Consider the following 13696-nt stretch of genomic DNA (forward strand, 5'->3'; position numbering starts at 1 on the left):
TGGTCGTGTGAAAATCCGCGTCACGCAGCGCGGTCCGCGCTGAACCAGATCACAGGTATCAGTTTCGACGCTCGTCGTGGGTCGCTCCTGGAGCTTCGTCGATCAGGGCGAATATCTCCGCGACCGGGACGTTGGCGACGGATGCGTTCAGGGTCAATACCTCGCCAGCAAACGGCGTAGGACGACCACTTGCGTCGATCGTCCAGACCTCACGGCTGCGCGGATCGATGATCCAGACCTCTTGCACGCCCATGGATACATAGTCTTCGACACGTGCCAGAATGCGGCTGAACCGGTCCTTGGTCGAGAGGATCTCCACGCACAGCACGGGTGGTGTTTTCAGGATTGGCTCGAAGGCATCCTCGGCGCGCACAACGCATATGTCCGGCACGCGGTAACGATCCGGCTTGACCTGTACCCGCTGCTCCGGCAAGGGAACGAGGCCCCATTCATGCCGGTGCTGCCCGAAGATCATGCTGATCATCAACTGTACCGAAGCATGCCAGCGCTCACCCAAATGACGCCTCAAGATTTTGCCGTTCACGTAGTCGCGATCCGGCCGGTAGGTGTGGCTCAGGTACTCTTCGACGGGAACTGAGACCGCGGTCGCCATAAGTAAAGTATGCGCCGCCACACTGTATTCCGTCACCTATGTTCACCTACCTGCCGCCTATACTTGCGCTGATGCCGATCTCTGCCGTGATCGTGGATGATGAGCCGCTTGCACGGCGCGAGCTGCAGTACTTGCTGGAGCGAGTGGGTGATGTGGACGTGGTGGCGGAGGCGAGCAATGGGATCGAGGCGGTGAAGATTATTCGCAATGCGGCGCCGGACGTGGTGTTTCTGGACGTGCAGATGCCCGGGCTGGACGGGTTTGCCGTGTTGAAGAAGCTGCTGGACGCGCAGGCGATGCGCCCCGATGCCGAGGAGAGCATGCCGGAGGTGGTGTTTGCGACGGCGTTCGATCAATACGCGGTGCGGGCGTTTGAGGTGAATGCGATCGACTACCTGTTAAAGCCCTTTGAAGAGCGGCGGGTGCGGCAGGCGATTGAGAAAGTACGGGCGCGGCAGCTTGCGAACGCACCTTCAAACGTTCAAACAAGTATTGAAACCGTGCCACAGGCCAGCAGCGAGGAGCGGCTGGAGAGCCTGCTGAAGCTGCTGGAGTTACAGGCGGGCGGAGCGCCGCAACAGGCTGGGGTGGCGCGAGTTCCGGCAAAGACTCGCAGCGGCAAGGTGGTGGTGCGGAGCGGACAGCGGCTGCTGCTGGTCGACCAGCACGATGTTTCGTTTGCATCGATCGAGGAGGGTGCGATCTCTGTCGTGACGCCACAGATAGAGGGGCTGGCGAACTGCCGCACGATCGAGGAACTTGCCGAGCAGGTAGACGCGGACAGCTTCTGGCGGGCGCACCGGTCGTACCTGGTCAACATTGCGCACATCAAGGAAGTGGTGCCGTGGTTTAAAAGCACCTACCTGCTGCGCATGGATGACCGCAAGCACACGGAGATTCCGGTGGCGCGGGCGCAGATCAAGCGGCTGCGCGAGCTGTTTAATTTGTAGATGGCTTTAAGGGCGACGAGCCCACGGCCGCAGTGCAGGCCGGGTCTGAAAGCAGATCCTTCACCCTTCGGCAAGCTCAGGGTCAGGATGACACTGGTTCCGGCGAGGCGAACATCGTTCCGGCGAAGGAACATCCTTCGGGTAAAGCGAAGATCCGGCGAAGATGAGACACTGGGCGGGACGTTTCCGTGCGCAACCGCCATGCATCCTGAAGCTGCCAACTCCGAAGCTCCGTTGCGCAAGATCGTGCATGTGGACATGGACGCGTTCTATGCGTCGGTGGAGCAGCGCGATAATGCTGCGTTGCGCGGGCGGCCGGTGGTGGTGGCCTGGAAGGGACTGCGGTCGGTGGTGTGCGCGGCGTCGTACGAGGCGCGGCGGTTCGGCATCCGATCGGCGATGCCAGCGGTGCGCGCGGAGCGGTTGTGCCCGGATGCGGTGTTTGTGCCGCCGGACTTCACGCGCTACAAGGCGGTGTCGCTTGCCGTGCGAGAGATCTTTGCGCGGCACACGGATGCGATTGAGCCGTTGTCGCTGGATGAGGCTTACCTGGATGTGACGGAGAACAGGACGGGCCTGCCGACGGCGACCCGGGTGGCGATGTGCATTCGCCAGCAGATTCAGGACGAGCTGAATCTGACGGCCTCCGCCGGTGTGGCGCCTAACAAGTTTCTGGCGAAGATTGCTTCTGACTGGCGCAAGCCGAATGGGCTGTTTGTGATTCAGCCGCACCAGGTACACGGCTTTCTGAGAGACCTGCCGATTGGGCGCATACCCGGCGTGGGCAAGGTGACCGAGCAGCACCTGAACGCGCGCGGCGTGAAGACGATGGGCGATGTACAGGCGCTGGAGATGACCGAACTGGAGGCGCGCTTCGGCCGGTTCAGCATGCGGCTGTATGCGTTGGCGCGCGGCATCGACCACAGCCCGGTGGTGGCGAACCGCGTGCGCAAGCAGGTGTCTGCCGAGGACACATTTCCGGAGGACGTTCCGCTCTATGAAACGGAGCACGCGATCCGAAGGCTGGCTGAGAAGGTCTGGAAGGCGAGCCATGCCAACGCGCGCGGCGCACGCACCGTGGTGCTGAAGCTGAAGACGAAGGAGTTTACCAGCTTGACGCGCAGTGTGACTCCGGCGGAGATGCCGCGGTCGGCGGAGGCGCTGGCGGATTGCGCGATGGCCATGTTCGACCGCGTTGGCCTGGAGCCTACGCAATTGTTCCGTCTGGCCGGGGTTGGATTGAGCAACTTTCAGTCGGACGAAGAGCCACCATTGTTCCCGGCGACCGAGTAGGTTGGCGGCCTGCACTGTGGCTTGAACCGCATGGGCCGGGCGTGAACGCAGGCTGGTAGCCTCTTGAGCAATTGAGTCCTAAATATTTAGTTGACAAGTTTCGATCTTGCGGCTTAGTCTCCGAAAGCATTAGGAGATCGCTGTGGCGAAACTGAAAAAGGACGGGCTGACGCCGCTGGAGTTGAAGCTGATGCAGGCGTTGTGGTCGCTGGGAAGTGGCACGGTCGCGGAGGTGCAGGAGCAAATGCAGCCCCCGCCGGCTTACACGACGGTGCAGACGATGCTGAACATCCTGGAGCGCAAGGGCAAGCTGACGCGAGCGATGGAAGGCCGCGCCTACCGCTACCGGCCCACGCTGAGCGAGGCGAAGGCGCACGGCCATGCGGTGCGCGACCTGGTTGAGCGCATGTTTGGCGGGTCGAGCGAAGACCTGGTGATGAGCCTGGTGAAGACGCGGCAACTGGACGCACGCAAGCTGGCAAGCATTGCACGCAAGCTGCAGCAGCAGGAGGACGAGGCATGAATGCGCTGGTGCATCACGCGGCGGAGTATCTGCTGAACTCGCTATGGCAGACGCCGCTGCTGCTTGGCGTGGCATGGCTGGCGGCGCGTGCGCTGCGCAGGCTAGGGCCGGCGATGGAGCACCGGGTTTGGGTCGGCGCGTTGCTTGCACAAATCATCCTGCCGGCGTGCGCCGCACCCTGGCTCGGAGCAGCGCTGCGCCACCTGTTTCAAGCAACGAACGGGGCGGAGGGCGCGGTCACGATCACGTTTGGCGCGGCAAAGGCTCACGGGGACGTAGCGGCGTCATTCGCTTTGCGGGCCGCGCTGCTGCTGTACGGCAGCGTCATCGCCGTGTTATTGCTGCGCATTGTTTGGCAGTGGGTACGGTTGCAGAAGCTTTCGCGACACGCGGCGCCACTCATGCTGGGAGACGGCGATGCGCTGTTTGTACGGGAATGCTGTACGCGCTTTCACGTTGCACGCGTGGAGCTTGCGACTGCCGCGGAAGTACGGACACCGCTGACGTTTGGCCTGTTCCGGCCAGTGCTGATGCTGCCGCCAGGCTTCGCCGAGGAGGTGTCCGCAGCCCAGTTGCGCACGGCGCTCGGTCATGAACTGGCGCACGTTGCGCGGCACGATGCGGCGAAGCACCTGGTCTACCGTCTGCTGTCCGTTCCGGTCGCGTACCACCCGGCGGTTTGGGTCACGTTGGCCAACCTGGCCGAAACGCGCGAGCGTGTGTGCGACGGCATAGCCGCGGAGTTTACCGGCGACGCGCGGCGATATGCCCACACGTTGCTGGAGCTTGCAACCCTGCTGACCGCGCGGCGGCCAGCGCAACCCCACGCCATCGGCCTGTTCGATGCCAACCAGTTGGAACGGAGAGTTCTTATGCTGAACCGTCGAAATTTTCCAATCGCACGCTCGCTTCGTATTGCTCTGGTCGCCGGCAGCGCTGTGGTTGCGACCGCTATCTGCAGCACTGCGGTTGCGTTGCACCTGAACGTGGCTACCGCGGCCGCAGTTCACGCCAACCCGCAGTTGAAGATCGCGCCCGGCGTTGCGGCCGGACAGATCGTCAGCAAGGTCGCGCCGAAGTACCCGGAGGAGGCGAAAAAGGCCAAGGTGCAGGGTTCGGTCGTGTTAAACGCCATCATCAGCAAGGATGGGACGGTGCAGAACCTTCAGGTGGCGTCCGGTCCGGAAGAGCTGCGTGCTGCGTCACTGGAAGCGGTGAAGCAGTGGGTGTACAAGCCTTATCTGCTGAATGGCGATCCGGTGGAGGTGGAGACGACGATTACGGTGACGTTCTCACTTGCAGGTTGATTCTGCGCCAAGGTGCGAGGCGCAGCAGCTAGGCTTTTGCGGCGTGCTGCGCCTCTTGGGCGGCGTGCTGCGCTTCCTGGGTTTCCTGGGCGGCTTCCTGCGCTTCCTGGGCTTCCTGGTGCGCCTCCACCTGCGCTTCAATGCGGGCCTCGCGGATCTGCTGGTCGGACGAGATGGAGGCGTCGCCTGAAACGGTGTAGGCGACGGCGGCACCGATGAGCGCGGGGATGATGAAGCCGTGGCCGCCTGTGGCCTCTGCCACGAAGACGACGGAGGCGAGTGGCGTTTTGTAAGCCGCGGCGATGAAGGATGCCATGCCCACGGCGGCGTACATGCCCACCATGGGTGTTTGCACCACGGACTGCGCGAATGCCGTGCCGATGCAGCCACCGGAGAGGAACATGGGCACGAACATGGCGCCGACGCCGCCAAAGCCGAGCGTGGCCGCGGTTGCCAGAAGTTTGAAGACGGTGAAGGCGAGCAGCTCCGTGGAGCTGTGGGCGTCGTTCAGGACGCTGCGCACCACCTCATAATTTGCGCCGAGCGGAACGATGTCGCCTGGGAAGATCCAAAGAAAGACCAGGCCGATGCAGCCGGTGAGAAAGCCGCCCACGGCGAGCTTGACCCAGTGCGGCAGTTTCCAGCGGACGACCAGGCGGCGCAGACGGCGGAAGCTGATGCCGAACACCATGGCAACCAAGCCGATGACGACGCCGAGCAGGGCGCACCAGCCCAGGTCGCGCAACGTGTAGTCGCGCGCCGCCGGAAAGTCGAAGAGCACCTCATTGCCCAGCAGTGCGCCAAGTGTGAGATAGGAAACGACGGACGCCATGAGCGAGGGCAGCACGGCCTCATGCGCGAGGTCGTCTTTGTAGGGCATCTCCAACGCGAACACGATGCCTGTGAGGGGCGCGCGGAAGACGGCGGACATGCCCGCGGCGGCGCCACAGATGAGCATGATGCGGCGGTCGCGCGGGGTGAGGCGAAGGCGCTTGCCGCGCTGCAGGATGGACCAAAGCCAAGTACCCAGGGCGGCACCGCCGTAGATGCTTGGGCCTTCGAGCGCCGAGCTGCCACCCAGGCCGACCGTGGTGGCGGAGGCGAGCAGCTTTTGTGGAAAGGTGCGCATGTCAATGGCGCTGTTGTTGTGGTAGGCCTCGATGACTTCTTCGGTGGAGTGGCGGTCGGGATTGGCGACCAGGTACTGCATGATGAGGCCGGTGACCGCCATGCTGACGGTGAGGCCCGGCACGATGAGCCAGTGGTGTGCCAGGTACTGCGCCATGACCCTGGGCCACATTTCATGCAGGATGACCCACGCGACCAGGCTGATGGCCGCACCGATAACGAGGCCCATGAGCGGCGCGATGATGAGCCACTTCTGCAGGGACCGTGTGTAGGTGGCCGACAGGTCTTCCTGCACGCGCGGCAGACTTCGTTGCAGCAGGGGATGTCGGGTAAGCCAGGGCATGCGATCTTCTCTAGCTTAGAGTGTCGGGCTAGTGTGCGGCTAACTGTTCGGGATCGGCGGCGGCGCGCTTTGGCGGAAGGCGCATGATCCAGACCAGCGGTGAAAGCACGGCAACGGTGCAGGCGAGCACGAAAAAGGCGTTCTTATAGGCGAGCATGTTGGCCTGGCGGCCGAGCTGACCATAGATTTGCGCGAGTGCCAGGGGCTGTGCGGCGTTGAGGCTGGAGTGTGTCATGTCGGCAAAACGTGCGACGAAATCGCGCACTGCCGCGGAGCCAGCGTAGATATTTGCACCCAGAGCGACGGAGTGGACCTGCGCGGTGCGCGCAAGAAAGGTGGTGAGCAGCGCGGTGCCGGCGGAACCGCCGATGTTGCGCGAAAAGTTTGACAGGGCCGAAATCTGGTTCGACTTTTCACGCGGCACGCCCACGTAGTTGAGCGTGCTGATCGGGATAAAGATGAACGGCAGGCCGACGACCTGGAGCGCGCGCCACAGCATGACGGTGTGGTAGCTGGAGTAGAGGTCGAGCCGCGTGAGGTTATACAGGCCCGCGGCGACGGCCAGGTAGCCAAGCATGACGGTAAGGCGCGGGTCGCCCTTGCCCAGCGTGCGGCCAGCGATGGCCATGCCGACCATCATGACGAAGCCGGCGGGTGAGAGCACCTTGCCCGCGTTTTCTGCCGTGTAGCCGAGCAGGACCTGCAGATACTGCGGGATGAGGACGGTGGAGCCGAAGAGCACCATGCCGAGGACGAGTTGCAGAAAGACGGCGGTGCCGAAGTTGCGGTTCTTGAGCAGCTTCAGGTCGACGATGGGATCGGGGTGGAACCACTCCCAAAGCGCGAAGAAGAGGAGAATGACGACGGCGGCGATGGCGGTCGCCTGAATCTCGCCGGAGCCGAACCAGTCTTTTTCCTGGCCTTTGTCGAGCGTGAACTCGAGCATGCCGACGCCGATGGCGACGCTGAGCAGGCCGATGTAGTCGACCGGGTCTTTGCGTTTGGTGCGCTCGGTGATTTCGGGCGGGTCCTCGACCATGCGGTTTGAGAGCAGGAGCGAGATGATGCCGATGGGCAGGTTGATGAAGAAGATCCAGTGCCAGGAGTAGTTGTCGGTGATCCAGCCGCCGAGTGTGGGGCCGATGGCGGGCGCGACAACCACGGCCATGCCGTACAGAGCGAAGGCTTGCCCGCGTTTTTCCACGGAGAAGGTGTCGGCGAGAATGGCCTGTTCGCTGGGCGCGAGGCCGCCGCCGCCCAGGCCCTGCAGAATGCGGGCGAAGATAAGGATGGGCAGGCTGGGGGCAAAGCCGCAGAGCACGGATGAGACGGTGAACATGGCGACGCACGTCATGTAGAAGCGCTTGCGGCCGATACGGTTGGAGAGCCAGCCGCTGATGGGAAGGATGACGGCGGAGGCGACCAGGTAGCTGGTCAGGACCCAGGTGGCTTCCTCCTGCGAGGCGCCAAGCGAGCCGCCGATGTGCGGCAGCGCCACGTTGGCAATGGAGGTGTCCAGCACCTCCATGAAGGTGGCGAGCGTGACCGTGAGCGCAATCAGCCAGGGATTGTGTTTCGGCTTCCAGACGTCTTCGTGCGGGATGGCGAGAGGTGGCATTCGGTCTGATTCGCGGTGTCAGGGTGCTGATACAGTGTATCAGGGCACTGATACAGATGAGCTCGAGCCGACGCGCGGTGCAAGACGAATTTGAGGAATGGAAAAAGGCGCTTCCGATGCCAAAGGGCGGGTCGAAGGCGGACGCCGCCAGGCAGCTGCGCGACAGCGTACGGGTGTTTACGTTTGGCTTTCGCGACTGGCTGGAAGAGACCATGCGGCCACAGGGCATGACCCTGCCACAACTGCGCATGCTGTTTGCGGTGCGGTATGGAAAAGATGCGAGTTCCGCCAAGATTGCGCGGCTTTGCCAGGTCACTCCGCAGACGCTGCAGGCCATGCTGCAGCGGGCCGTTCGCGAAGGTTGGCTGGTGCGCCAACCCGCGAAGCACAATGCGCGCATTCTGGTGTCTGCGCTGACGCCGAAGGGCGACGCCCTGTTGCAGCAAGCCGTGGCAGCGACCACTGCTTTTGAGCTGCAGGTGTGGCGCGACGCGACCGTGGCTGAATTGCAGGCGATGAACGCGGCGTTCACCAGGGCAACACAACGCATTGCGCAGATCGAAGCAATGCCGGCCGCCCGGCCACGCAAACGAGGCGGAAAGCCGAAATCCGTCGCGAAGCTGTAGCCTGACTGCGATTGCTTTTAGGAAAGGCTTCTGCGTGCGAGTTGCTGCCCTGCTGTTTGTTTTGCCTGCATTGTGGCCGGCTCTGCTGTGGGCGCAAGGCCTGCAACTGGACCGCTCTGGCGCCACGGTAACGGTCACGCCATACGCGGCGAACATCGTGCACGTAACGCTGAGCCTGCGGCGTGAAGATGCGCTTGCAGGGCCAGGGTACGGGATCAGCGCGCGGGCGGACAGTGCTGGTTGGAGCGCAGCCGCGGTGGGGGATGCGGAGGTTCTGCGCTCTGCCCTGCTAAGCGTGCGGGTGACAGGACGCAACCCGAGGGCGGCGGAAACCGGCAAGCTGCCGGAAACGGCAAAGTACTTCAGCGGCTCCGCGCCTTATGTCGGCTTGAGCATTGTGAAGGCGGACGGCTCGATGCTGCTGGAGTTGCACGGATGGCAGATGGCACCGCCCAACTACAAGGACGCGACGGCGTGGCTGCTGAACGACCGGCGACCGGGCGATGCGCCGTTCTTTACCGTTGGCGCGACGTTCAGCGCGGCGCCGGACGAGCACGACTACGGCATGGGGCAGAACCAGGAGGCCTACCTGGACCGCCGCGGCCATACGCTGCGGTGCGCGCATGACTACAACGCTCCGGGCGGCGAGAGCGTTTGCGTGCCGTTTGTGGTGACCAACAAGGGTTATGCGCTGTTGTGGGACAACCCCTCGCGCACGACGGCGACGTTTGGGTTGAACAGTCAGAACACGTTCACGAGTGAGGTCGGTCAGCGTGTTTCGTTCTTTGTGATCGCGGGCGATTACCGAGCGCAGTATCGCGGCTACCGGCTGTTGACGGGCGATGTGCCGATGCTGCCTCGTTCGGCTTATGGGTACATCCAGTGCAAGCAGCGGTACAGCTCACAAGACGAGTTGCTGGCGGTGGCGCATGGATATCGCGAGCGGCACTTGCCTGCTGACGACCTGGTGATCGACTGGTTTCACTACACGAAGATGGGGGAGATGGACATGGACCCCGCGCAGTGGCCCGATCCGATTGCCATGAATCGCGAGCTGCACGGCATGCACTTTCACACCATGATCAGCGTGTGGCCACGGTTTGTGCCGGAGGATCGCTACTACAAGACGGTGCTGGATCACGGCTGGTTTGAGCACCTGGCGGATGGCACGCCGACGAATGGATTGCCCTTTGACAAAGCCGGTTCCGACATCGACACGACCAACCCGGACGCGGCGAAGTGGTACTGGCAGACGATCCGGGACAACTACGTTGCCAAGGGCTTCGACAGCTTCTGGGCGGATGAGACGGAACCCGACCTGCCGCCGAATGGCAGCTATTTTCACGTGGGGCCGGGCACGGCGTTCTTCAACATTTACCCGCTGTTCCACACGGGTGCGATCTACACAGGGATGCGCGCGGACATGCATGAACGTGCGCTGATTCTGGCGCGCGCGAGCTACCTGGGAGCGCAGCACAATGGCACCATCTTCTGGTCGAGCGGCATGCCGTACTGGTCGACGGACATTGGCGGTTGGCAGGGTCTGCCCGCGCGTCACACGCCGGCGCACAAGCCGCTGCTGGACCCAAGCGACGCGCGCGATGTGGTGGGCGGGTATGACGATTATCCCGAGCTGTATACGCGGTGGTTTGAGTACGGAACGTTTCAGCCGAACATGCGCACGCACGGAACGCGTCCGCAGAACGAGGTGTGGAGTTACGGCAAGCAGGCCGAGCCGATCCTGGAGAAATACTTGCGGCTGCGGTATGCGTTGTTGCCGTACCTGTACTCGTTGGGATGGCACGCGAACCAGACCGGTGAGCCGTTTATGCGTGGGCTGTTTCTGGATTTCGGGAGCGATCCGAACGTGGCGGACATTGGGGATGAATACATGTTTGGACCGGCGCTGCTGGTTGCGCCGATAACGGAGCAGGGTGCGACGTGGCGCAGCGTGTACCTGCCAGCCGGAACGGACTGGTACAACTTCTGGACGAACGAGCGCGTGCACGGCGGGCAGCGCGTGACCGTAGCTGCGCCGATCGATACCATCCCGGTGTTTGTGCGGGCGGGGTCGATCGTGCCGATGGGGTCAGCGGTGGAGAGCACCGAAGACAAGCAGAGTATTGCCGAGGTGCGCGTGTATCCCGGTGCCGATGGCAGCTTTACGTTGTACAACGACGACGGCAAGACTTACGCGTATGAGCACGGCGAGTTTGAAACGACGGAGTTGCGGTGGAGCGATGCTGCTGGCAAGCTGATGCACACGGGCGCGAAGGCTTGGAGCGGCAGCGATGCGAGCGTGGTGAAGGTGGTGCATTAGGCTTTGTGTCTTGCACCGCTTCATGGCGTGCATTCTCGGCGTGTAAGCAAAATGCGGGTTTCTCCACTGCGCGACGATAAAGCTGTCGCTTCGGTCGAAATGACAACTTGTAGGGTGAAACCTACGGCGCGGGCGCGATGAGGAATTGCTCCAGCTTGCCGTCTGGCTCGGTGTAGGTGGTCAGGCTGGCGTTGCCTTTTTCGAAGGCAAGTGTGTAGTTCCGGAAGACCATGCCGCCGCGCAGCTCCGCCTGGTTCTGCTTCACCTGCTGCAGCGAACCCAGTGGCGCGAGGCTTGCTTCGTAATCTTCGGCGGTTTCGTCGTTAAAGTAGAAGTTAGTGTCGGCGGAGAGGCGCGAGCGGTCGAGCTTGCCCTCCTGCAGGCTGGTTATTACAGTACGTACCGCGTCGGCGTTTGCGCTGTCCTGGGCGGCAGTGGTGACGGAAGCGGATGCCGATTCCCCGGAGCGCTTCGTCCTGACCGGGGCCTGCAGGTTGGGCAGCAGTACCTTGCGCACTGCCGTGGTGATCTGTCCCGCGGCGGAGCTTGCCTCCTGATTGGTCAGAGCGGCGTAGCTGATGTCATCGGTCAGGTCGACGACATTGTTGGCCACGTAGCCACCCACCTCGCCCGAGTGCAGGATGAACTTCTTGCCGCCCGTGAAGTAGCGCACCTGCACACCGAGGCCGTAGCCGGAGTCGGTACCGTCCTTCAGTACGTATCCGGTCTCGAGCTGCTCGTAGCTTTCAGCTTTGAGCAGCGTGCGGTGCACGATGCTTTCGTCCCAGGCGAGCAGCGTGGCGACGGGCATGGCGAGCTGCGCGTCGCCGTAATACCAGCCCGGCGCCTCTAACGCGGCGCGGCGCATGGGGCCGAGCGCATGCTGCTCATAGCCTTGCGTGTCGAGCTTGTCGCGGTCGGTGTCCAGGTCCAGCACGCCTTCCAGCTTCAGCGGCGTAATGACGTTGGTCCACAGGTAGTCGTGGTACTTCTGGCCGCTCGCTTTCTCTACGATCTGGGCGGCGATCTGGAAGTTGGTGTTGCTGTATTGCCACTTGGTGCCGGGCTCAAAGTCGAGCGGCCTGGTCGCCCACTGCGTAACCACGGCTAAGGGCTGCGTGGGTTTGGTCCACGCGGGAATGGTGTAGTCCTGCGGCGCGTAATCAGAGTAGCCGCTGGTGTGGGTTAGCAGGTTGCGGATGGTCACGTCGTGCGCGCGGGTGAAGTTGGGGAACCATTTGGCAACGGGGTCGTCCAGGCGCAGCTTGCCTTGCTCCTGCAGCAGCAGGATGCATACGGCCGTGAACTGCTTGGAGATGGAGCCGATCGGGTAGGCCATGCCTGGCCGGGCCTTGACGGGCTTTGTGGTCAGTTCGCTCATCTGCAGGTCTGCGCTGCTGGAGTGCGCGACGCCCACGTTGCGCGGCAACTGGGCGCTGCCGAAGGCCTCGGTAAAGACCACCCTGCCACCGCGCGCGACGCCGACCGATGCGCTTGGCACCCGGGTCGTGTCGACCACCTTCTGCACGGCTTCCTGGACCCGGCTGCGCTCGTCAAGCGAGAGGCGCTGCGCGGACGCGATGCAGGACATGGCGAGAATGGCAGCGCACACGGGCACGGCAAGAGGCTTGAACATGGCAGGTCGCTCCACTAAGGTTTCACGCTATCAGACGCGCAGTGACGGGGTGCCGTCACAAATTTTCAGGGCGGGCGATGCCACAATACAAGGGATGAGTTTCGACGTGATTGTTGTGGGCGGAGGGCCGGCCGGCGCGACCGCTGCATACCAGATGGGCCGGGCGGGCGCGAAGGTTTTGCTGCTGGATAAGGCCAAGGAGTTTCCGCGTGACAAGCCGTGCGGCGGAGGCCTGAGCGCCCGGTTGTTGCACCGCTTCCCGTACGTGCGCGAGTTTTTGGAATCGGGTGAGGTGCCGGTCAATCCGATCCGCCGTGTGCACCTGGAATCGCCGGATAGCACACGCGTGACGTACGGGCAGAACGATCCGGTTCTGTACCTGATCCGGCGCTGGGAGTTTGACGCTGCGCTGTTCCGCCGCGCGCAGGGTGTGTGCACGGTGCGCAACGGCGTGATGATTCGCCGGTGCGAGGTGAAGCCGACGCACGTGGAGCTGGAGAGTACTGAGGGTGAGATCTTTACGGCGCCGGTGCTCATCGGCGCGGACTCGGCCAACTCGGTCATCGCCCGGCATACCGGATTGCGCTCGGAGGCGGCGCACAAGGAATACGCCGTCGACATGATGGAGGAGACGGATTACAGCCGGTTGCAGGTGGCAGACCGCGAGGCGATTTATCTCTTCCTGACACTCACGCAGACCTTCGGCTATGGCTACATTTTCCCGAAGACGGAGCACCTGAACCTGGGCTTCGGATGCAAGCTGGACTGGTACCTGACGGCGCTGCGCGGCAAGGGCGCGGAGCACCACGCGGGCTGGGTCGAAACGCTGAAGCAGAAGGGCGACGTGACGGGCGAGACGGATCGCTCGCGCTACAAGGCGTTCCCGATCCCGGTGAGCGGACCGCTGGCGCAGACCTTTACCGACCGCGTGCTGCTGGCCGGGGACGCCGGCGGGTTTGTGAATGCGTTCACCGCGGAAGGCATTTTCTACGCGATGGCCAGCGGCTCACTGGCTGCCGACACCGTGCTGGAGGCGATGCGTTCGCAACGGTATGACAAGCGGCAGCTTTCCGCGTATCAGCGTGCCTGGCAACGGGAGATTGGCGACGACCTGCGGCACTCGGTCGAGATACAGCACCGTCTGTTCAACGGTTCGGGGCGCATGGACTCGCTGGTACGCAATGCCAAGCACGACCCGGAGCTGCTGCGGCTGATCATCGGGTACAGCATGGGCGCGGCACGCTACGAAGAGCTGCGCAGCTACATGATGCGCAGCACCGTGCCGACGTGGGTTTGGGGCAAGATGAAGGCGGCGGTCGGCCTGAGCGCCTGAGTCCGC

At 63.2% G+C, this 13696-nt stretch carries 11 protein-coding genes; 7 read left to right on the plus strand and 4 right to left on the minus strand.

Annotated features, from left to right (window positions below):
• Positions 1-58: 58 nt before the first annotated feature.
• A complete protein-coding gene (locus ACOFKT_RS14315) occupies positions 59-613 on the minus strand; it encodes a Uma2 family endonuclease (RefSeq protein WP_419804658.1) in 555 nt (184 codons plus the stop codon).
• Between the two features lie 71 nt (positions 614-684).
• Between ACOFKT_RS14315 and ACOFKT_RS14320 the strand changes: the two genes are divergently transcribed.
• The 4 genes from ACOFKT_RS14320 to ACOFKT_RS14335 all read left to right on the plus strand — a co-directional run bounded on the left by ACOFKT_RS14320 (position 685) and on the right by ACOFKT_RS14335 (position 4686).
• Entirely contained in the window at positions 685-1563 is an 879-nt protein-coding gene (locus ACOFKT_RS14320) for a LytR/AlgR family response regulator transcription factor (RefSeq protein WP_419804659.1), read from the plus strand.
• A 201-nt stretch (positions 1564-1764) separates the two neighbouring features.
• The gene (gene dinB, locus ACOFKT_RS14325) at positions 1765-2856 is read left to right on the plus strand and encodes a DNA polymerase IV (RefSeq protein WP_419804660.1); all 1092 of its coding nucleotides are present in this window, start codon (positions 1765-1767) and stop codon (positions 2854-2856) included.
• A 142-nt stretch (positions 2857-2998) separates the two neighbouring features.
• Positions 2999-3379: a BlaI/MecI/CopY family transcriptional regulator gene (locus ACOFKT_RS14330; RefSeq protein WP_419804661.1), complete on the plus strand. Its 381-nt coding sequence runs from the start codon at positions 2999-3001 to the stop codon at positions 3377-3379.
• On the plus strand, positions 3376-4686 hold the full coding sequence (locus ACOFKT_RS14335; RefSeq protein WP_419804662.1) for a M56 family metallopeptidase: 1311 nt from the start codon (positions 3376-3378) through the stop codon (positions 4684-4686). The genes ACOFKT_RS14330 and ACOFKT_RS14335 overlap by 4 nt, the downstream gene beginning before the upstream one ends.
• A gap of 28 nt (positions 4687-4714) precedes the next feature.
• Here the strand turns inward: ACOFKT_RS14335 and ACOFKT_RS14340 are convergent, their stop codons facing one another.
• Entirely contained in the window at positions 4715-6157 is a 1443-nt protein-coding gene (locus tag ACOFKT_RS14340; protein WP_419804663.1) for a chloride channel protein, read from the minus strand.
• 28 nt (positions 6158-6185) lie between these two features.
• Positions 6186-7775: a DHA2 family efflux MFS transporter permease subunit gene (locus ACOFKT_RS14345; protein WP_419804664.1), complete on the minus strand. Its 1590-nt coding sequence runs from the start codon at positions 7773-7775 to the stop codon at positions 6186-6188.
• A 77-nt stretch (positions 7776-7852) separates the two neighbouring features.
• Between ACOFKT_RS14345 and ACOFKT_RS14350 the strand changes: the two genes are divergently transcribed.
• A complete protein-coding gene (locus tag ACOFKT_RS14350; RefSeq protein ID WP_419804665.1) occupies positions 7853-8401 on the plus strand; it encodes a MarR family winged helix-turn-helix transcriptional regulator in 549 nt (182 codons plus the stop codon).
• Positions 8402-8435: 34 nt separating this feature from the next.
• Positions 8436-10721, plus strand: a complete 2286-nt coding sequence (locus tag ACOFKT_RS14355; RefSeq protein WP_419804666.1) for a TIM-barrel domain-containing protein — start codon at positions 8436-8438, stop codon at positions 10719-10721.
• Positions 10722-10842: 121 nt separating this feature from the next.
• Here ACOFKT_RS14355 and ACOFKT_RS14360 read toward each other — a convergent pair whose 3' ends face one another.
• Positions 10843-12357: a serine hydrolase domain-containing protein gene (locus ACOFKT_RS14360; protein WP_419804667.1), complete on the minus strand. Its 1515-nt coding sequence runs from the start codon at positions 12355-12357 to the stop codon at positions 10843-10845.
• A 94-nt stretch (positions 12358-12451) separates the two neighbouring features.
• On the opposite strand from ACOFKT_RS14360, the gene ACOFKT_RS14365 reads away from it, so the two are divergent.
• Entirely contained in the window at positions 12452-13690 is a 1239-nt protein-coding gene (locus ACOFKT_RS14365; RefSeq protein ID WP_419804668.1) for an NAD(P)/FAD-dependent oxidoreductase, read from the plus strand.
• Positions 13691-13696 lie beyond the last annotated feature (6 nt).

It is taken from the genome of Terriglobus sp., assembly GCF_965201105.1.
Taxonomy (GTDB): Bacteria; Acidobacteriota; Terriglobia; order Terriglobales; family Acidobacteriaceae; genus Terriglobus.

What these genes read in the sequence shown, in the direction of transcription:
- ACOFKT_RS14315 (WP_419804658.1), bottom strand. Translation starts at nt 613, where the DNA reads ATGGCGACCGCGGTCTCAGTTCCCGTCGAAGAGTACCTGAGCCACACC.
- ACOFKT_RS14320 (WP_419804659.1), top strand. Translation starts at nt 685, where the DNA reads ATGCCGATCTCTGCCGTGATCGTGGATGATGAGCCGCTTGCACGGCGC.
- dinB (WP_419804660.1), top strand. Translation starts at nt 1,765, where the DNA reads ATGCATCCTGAAGCTGCCAACTCCGAAGCTCCGTTGCGCAAGATCGTG.
- ACOFKT_RS14335 (WP_419804662.1), top strand. Translation starts at nt 3,376, where the DNA reads ATGAATGCGCTGGTGCATCACGCGGCGGAGTATCTGCTGAACTCGCTA.
- ACOFKT_RS14340 (WP_419804663.1), bottom strand. Translation starts at nt 6,157, where the DNA reads ATGCCCTGGCTTACCCGACATCCCCTGCTGCAACGAAGTCTGCCGCGC.
- ACOFKT_RS14345 (WP_419804664.1), bottom strand. Translation starts at nt 7,775, where the DNA reads ATGCCACCTCTCGCCATCCCGCACGAAGACGTCTGGAAGCCGAAACAC.
- ACOFKT_RS14360 (WP_419804667.1), bottom strand. Translation starts at nt 12,357, where the DNA reads ATGTTCAAGCCTCTTGCCGTGCCCGTGTGCGCTGCCATTCTCGCCATG.
- ACOFKT_RS14365 (WP_419804668.1), top strand. Translation starts at nt 12,452, where the DNA reads ATGAGTTTCGACGTGATTGTTGTGGGCGGAGGGCCGGCCGGCGCGACC.